Origin of the sequence: Rhodococcus sp. H29-C3 (assembly GCF_030063405.1) — a bacterium.
Lineage (GTDB): Bacteria > Actinomycetota > Actinomycetes > Mycobacteriales > Mycobacteriaceae > Rhodococcoides.
In genome coordinates, this window is sequence record NZ_JASITC010000050.1 from 1 (window position 1) to 2,147 (window position 2,147).

Sequence of the window (2,147 nt, forward strand, 5' to 3'; positions counted from 1 at the left end):
CGCTGAGACGAAGTGAACTCACGGTCAGGAAACGCAGAAAATTGAGCAGGTCGTAAGCGTATGCGCGCCGCGTCGCGGTTGAGAAATTGCGGATGCTCAGGTGCTCGAGGAACGCGTTGACGACATCGATATCCGCGCTGGCCCCCTCCAACCGATGTCCGGTTGAATCAGCAACCACTTTCAGTCCCATGATGCCTCCTCGAGCAGCACTTTAATCAGTGTCGCCCCCATCGACCGCATCATGCTGGACCTCAGCATTTACCGCGTGTCGGACCGGCAAGGGCCGGTTAACCTATAGCGGCTTCAGAAGCGTCGACAACTCGGCCCGTCGGATACGGTTTCATACGACCCGCTCCGCGCGGGCCAACATTCAGACTCTTGCTGAGCTGCCCGGTTAAAGTCGAAGAGCCGGTGAAGGCCCACGCCGGCGCGGCGTAGACGTCAGTGAGACGACCTCGATTACTCAACCGATCGGCACGGCGAGGGTTTGCCAGTTCACTCTTACCGTACGGCGTACGGTGTGTGGAGCAGAGCTGACGCGTCGCTTCCCCGATCCAAGGAGTTGTTCATGCAGGTAACCTCTTCTGCCGTTTCCCTCACCGTGAACGACGTCGCAGCGTCGAGTGCATTTTTTTCCGTCCATCTCGGATTCCGGGAGCAGATGGCCGTCGATGGATTTGCCTCGCTTACCCGCCAGGACGCGGCGATGGATGTGATATTCCTCCGCCGAGGGATCGCTGTGCTACCCGAAGGATTACGCGACGAACACGCTGCCGGTGTGATCGTTGCGCTTGTGGTCGATGACATCGATGGCGAGCTCACCCGACTGAGCGCGGAGGGCGTGGAGATCACGATGGGACTCCGAAAGGAAGAGTGGGGCGAGCAGCTGTTTCAGGTCACCGACCCCAACGGGATCGTCATCCAATTTGTCCAGTGGGTCACCCCAGGCCCCTCGTGATAGTCGCAAGAACCAACGGACGTCAGGAAACTCTGACGACAGCCCCATTCGGCACCGTCCCATCCAGGACGCCGATGAGCCCGTTACTCGTGCCGGGCAGCGTCGAGGCGGCGCAGCAGCAGAGGTTGGTTGTTGTGGTCACCGAAGCGGGAGTCGCGGCCGTAGTCATCGAGGCGCAGTTTCAGTGCAGCCGCAACCTGCCCCGGCGCGTCGTCCCCCACGAGTAGACGGAGCCGCTGATTGTCCACGTTCCTCACGTGCGCAAGTATTGCGGCCGCGGCGTCAGCCAGGCGACGTTTCCTCGGCCGGGAGCTCCGATAGTGGGCACGGCACCGCCGCAGTGCCGAACAAGTCTGTCCGGAGCTCGGCGTATGCGACGATCGGTGAACTGAACCGCATGCTCCCACCGGCCCAATCTGTGGCTATTTCATCGGTTAAGCCGGCGGTGCGAGCACGACCAAAGTCGACACCGATTCCTGGCCTGTCCACGTGCCCGACAGTTGCGGTTCTTCTGTCGACTTCGCGTCAATCACGCGGTGGACGGTGAGTATGAAACGTGCGGTTTTGACGGTTGTACGACTGCCTTTATGCTCAACGATTGCATTGTCGGGTGGACCCGGATCGATGTCGCCAGTTCCACTTCCGTGGACTGAGGCCGTTGCTTCACCGATGGAACGAACCCCGTCGGACTCGACGATCAGCTCGGCTTGCTGAGCACTATCGACAATCGCGTGCACAGTGACCGAAACATACACAGGATCCCCGGCACCGTCATAAACCCAGCGCTTCCCAAGAATCGAATGATCTGTCGTGCCGACCACATAAGCGTCGGCACCGTCCAACGGTTCACTGCGATAGGTCAACGGAACCTGAAAGACCGTGTCCGACGCCGATCGCAGCAGATGGGTTTCGACACCGACCGCCCCTGCTGGATCATCGAATCGATACGCTCCAACCCGCTCGAGTCCAGAGGTGTCCGAATTCATGGCCCACGGCTGGCGGGGAATCCAGGCGGCGAGGAGTTCGTCCTTCGAGGGGTTGAGTTCGGCAATGTAGATCAAGGACACTAGTGGCCCGCGTTTGAAGTTGTTGGGCGGTTGGCTTTCTTGAGGATCTGCTCGGCGGTTTTCGTCCAGACGAAGGGCTGAGCGCGGGGGTTCCAGCCGTTGATAAATGCACGGATCTTGGT

4 protein-coding genes are annotated in these 2,147 nt (G+C 60.1%); 1 reads left to right on the plus strand and 3 read right to left on the minus strand.

Translation table 11 applies throughout. The features are described 5' to 3' along the window. The coding region (locus QMK32_RS25085; RefSeq protein WP_283478281.1) for a site-specific integrase at window positions 1-190 on the minus strand (190 nt) is incomplete at its 3' end. Window positions 191-568: 378 nt separating this feature from the next. On the opposite strand from QMK32_RS25085, the gene QMK32_RS25090 reads away from it, so the two are divergent. Continuing rightward, window positions 569-958, plus strand: coding sequence for a VOC family protein (locus QMK32_RS25090; protein WP_283478282.1), 390 nt, complete (start codon window positions 569-571; stop codon window positions 956-958). 83 nt (window positions 959-1,041) lie between these two features. Here the strand turns inward: QMK32_RS25090 and QMK32_RS25095 are convergent, their stop codons facing one another. Next, entirely contained in the window at window positions 1,042-1,215 is a 174-nt protein-coding gene (locus QMK32_RS25095) for a hypothetical protein (protein WP_283478283.1), read from the minus strand. Window positions 1,216-1,392: 177 nt separating this feature from the next. Further along, on the minus strand, window positions 1,393-2,025 hold the full coding sequence (locus QMK32_RS25100; protein WP_283478284.1) for a CG0192-related protein: 633 nt from the start codon (window positions 2,023-2,025) through the stop codon (window positions 1,393-1,395). Window positions 2,026-2,147 lie beyond the last annotated feature (122 nt).